This is a genomic window from Bordetella petrii (assembly GCF_020991325.1).
In the GTDB taxonomy this organism is placed as follows: Bacteria; Pseudomonadota; Gammaproteobacteria; order Burkholderiales; family Burkholderiaceae_B; genus Bordetella_A; species Bordetella_A petrii_E.
Genome location: NZ_JAJMLX010000378.1, coordinates 1 through 3,477, shown reverse-complemented (window position 1 = coordinate 3,477; position 3,477 = coordinate 1). Strand labels below are relative to the sequence as shown.

Below are 3,477 nucleotides of genomic sequence, written 5' to 3'. Positions count from 1 at the left end.
GTCGGGATGCTTCTCGGCCACGGCGCCGAGCGCGCGGGTGGCCGAGTCGATGGTCTGGCGCAGCGCCGCCAGCGCGGCGTCGAACTGGTCTGCGTCGGGCATGGCCTCGAAGGTGGCCTTGCGGCCGGGCAACTGGTCCAGCGGGGCGCACACCAGGCGCAGTTCGCGCGCGGCGGTCTCCACCTGCCGGCTCACGTCGCTCCATTTGGCCGCCTCGCGCGCATAGGCCAGGCCCGAGGCTTCGAGCGTGCGGCCGAAGTCCAGCAACTGGTGGGTGGACACACTGCTGCCCAGGAAGCGCGTGGCGGTATCGGGCAATTGATGCGCTTCGTCGAAAATGACGGTGTCCGCCTCGGGCAGCAGATCGGTCACGCCTTCTTCGCGCAAGACCAGGTCGGCCATGAACAAGGCATGGTTCACCACCACCACATCGGCGTCCTGGGCCTGCCGGCGCGCCTTGACCACGAAACAATCGCGGATGCGCGGGCATTCCTGGCCCAGGCAATTTTCCCGCGTGGAGGTGACGCGATTCCAGATGTCGGCGTCTTCGGGGATTTTCCCCAGGTCGGCGCGATCGCCGGTTTTGGAGATGCCGGCGAAAACCTGGATCTGGCGCAACTGCGAGATCTCGGTGCGCGACTTCAGCGCCCGTTCGTCGCCCTGCAGGCGGTCCAGGTGATAGTGGCACACGTAATTGCCGCGCCCCTTCAGCAAGGCCGTGGTTACCGGCGCAGCCAGCGCCGCGCGCACACGCGGCAGGTCGCGGGTGAACAACTGGTCTTGCAGGGTACGGGTGCCGGTGGAAATGACCACCTTGCCGCCCGCCACGATGGCCGGCACCAGGTAGGCCCAGGTCTTGCCAATGCCGGTGCCGGCCTCGGCCACCAGGGTGGCGCGGTCGGCCATGGCCGCGCCTATGGCCTGCGACAACTCGACCTGCGCCGGCCGCGGCACATAGCCCGGCAATGCCGTGGCCAGGGGGCCATCGGCGGCGAAAAACTCGGAAATATCCAGGTCCAGCATCAGGGGGGCACGCGGTGAAGTGGCCCAAATGATACCCCGACCGCCGCGCGGCGGCGGGACCAATGCGGCCACCCTGGGCGAGCGGCCTCTTGCCCCGCAGAGACAATTCCGCCCCGCGCCCGGCCAGTGCCGCCCCACGGCCTTGTGGCACAATCCCGCTCTTGTTTTCCCCTTTGCAGCCGTATCGAGATGCCTGACACTTCCGCCACCACGAACCCTGCGCCCGGCGTGGACCACGCCCGTATTCTTGCCCAGCTTGCCTCGGAACTCGGCAGCCGCCCTTCGCAGGTTGCCGCCGCCGTCGAACTGCTCGACGACGGCGCCACGGTGCCGTTTATTGCGCGCTACCGCAAGGAAGCCACGGGCGGGCTCGACGACACGGTGCTGCGCAACCTGGAAGTGCGCCTGTCGTATCTGCGCGAACTCGAAGAGCGGCGCGGCGCGATCCTGGAATCGATCACGCAGCAAGGCAAGCTGACGCCCGGGTTGCAGCAGGAAATCGCCACGGCGGACACCAAGCAACGCCTGGAAGACCTGTACGCCCCCTACAAGCCCAAGCGGCGCACGCGTGCGCAAATTGCCCGCGAAGCCGGCCTGGAACCCCTGGCGGACGCCATCCTGGCCGACCCGGCCTGCGACCCGGCCGCGCTGGCCGCGCAATACCTGAACCCCGAAGCGTCGGTCAACGATGCCAAGGCGGCCCTGGATGGCGCGCGCGACATCCTGGCCGAGCGCTACGCCGAGAACGCCGACCTGCTGGCCGATATGCGCGAACACCTGTGGTCCACCGGCCTGCTGTATTCCAAAGTGTCGGAAGGTAAGGAAACCGAGGGCGCCAATTTCCGCGACTGGTTCGATTTCAACGAACCGGTGCGTTCGCTGCCTTCGCACCGTATCCTCGCCCTGATGCGGGGCCGCCAGCAAGGCGTGCTGGAATTGCGGCTGGGCCTGGACAGCGAACTGGAAGCGCAAACACCTCACCCCTGCGTGGCGCGCGTCGCCAGCTTCCTGAAACTGGGCAATGGCCTGTTCGCCCTGGATGCCGCGCCGCGCGCGCGCTGGCTGGGCGAGGTGTGCCGCTGGACCTGGCGCGTGAAACTGCTGACCGCCTTTGAAAGCGAGCTGTTCGGCCGCCTGCGCGAAACCGCCGAAGCCGAGGCCATCCGCGTGTTCGCGGCCAACCTGAAAGACTTGCTGCTGGCCGCGCCGGCGGGGCCCAAGGCCGTGCTGGGGCTGGACCCGGGCATACGCACGGGTTGCAAGGTGGCCGTCATCGACCGCACCGGCAAGGTCGTCGACACCGCCACGGTGTACCCCTTCGAGCCGCGCCGCGACCGCGAGGGCGCCATCGCCACGCTGGCTGCGCTGGCGGCCCGGCACCAGGTGGAACTGATCGCCATCGGCAACGGCACGGCATCGCGCGAAAGCGAGAAACTGGTGGGCGACATGATGAGCCAGTTCCCCGACCTGAAACTGACCCGCGTGGTGGTGTCCGAAGCCGGCGCATCGGTGTATTCGGCGTCGGAAACCGCAGCCCAGGAATTCCCCGACCTGGACGTCACACTGCGCGGCGCCGTCTCTATCGCGCGGCGCCTGCAAGATCCGCTGGCCGAACTGGTGAAAATCGAGCCCAAGGCCATCGGCGTGGGGCAGTACCAGCACGATGTCAACCAGCGCGAACTGGCGCGTTCGCTGGACGCGGTGGTGGAAGACTGCGTGAACGCCGTGGGCGTGGACGTCAACACCGCGTCGGCCGCCCTGCTGGCGCGGGTGTCGGGCCTGAACTCGCTGCTGGCCAAGAACATCGTGGCCTGGCGCGACGAAAACGGCGCCTTCCCCACCCGAGAACAACTGCGCAAAGTGCCGCGCTTCGGTGAAAAGGCGTTTGAACAGGCGGCGGGCTTCCTGCGCATTCCCGATGGCACCAACCCGCTGGACGCCTCGGCGGTACACCCGGAAGCGTACCCCGTGGTGGAACGCATCGTGGCCAAGATCAAGGCCGATGTGCAGCACATCATCGGCCAGCGCGAAGCCCTGAAGGGAGTATCGCCCGCCGACTTCACCGACGAACGTTTCGGCCTGCCCACGGTGCGCGACATTTTCGCCGAACTGGAAAAACCCGGTCGCGACCCACGCCCCGAATTCAAGACGGCGCAATTCAAGGATGGCGTGGAATCGCTGAACGACCTGTTCCCCGGCATGGTGCTCGAGGGCGTGGTCACCAACGTGGCCAACTTCGGTGCGTTCGTCGATATCGGCGTGCACCAGGACGGCCTGGTCCATATTTCGGCGCTGGCGGAAAAATTCGTCAAAGACCCTCGCGACGTAGTGCGGGTGGGCCAGACCGTTACCGTGAAAGTGCTGGAAGTGGATGTAGCGCGCAAGCGCGTGGCGCTGACCATGCGCCTGAACGACACGGCCGAGCCCGCGCGCCGCGGCGGCGGCGATGCCCCG

2 protein-coding genes are annotated in these 3,477 nt (G+C 67.4%); one reads left to right on the top strand and one right to left on the bottom strand.

Annotated elements, in window-relative coordinates; genetic code table 11:
- On the bottom strand, positions 1-1,023 hold a 1,023-nt coding region (locus LPZ50_RS23200; RefSeq protein ID WP_230665220.1), incomplete at its 3' end, for an ATP-dependent DNA helicase.
- Between the two features lie 189 nt (positions 1,024-1,212).
- On the opposite strand from LPZ50_RS23200, the gene tex reads away from it, so the two are divergent.
- On the top strand, positions 1,213-3,477 hold a 2,265-nt coding region (tex, locus tag LPZ50_RS23195; protein WP_230665219.1), incomplete at its 3' end, for an RNA-binding transcriptional accessory protein Tex.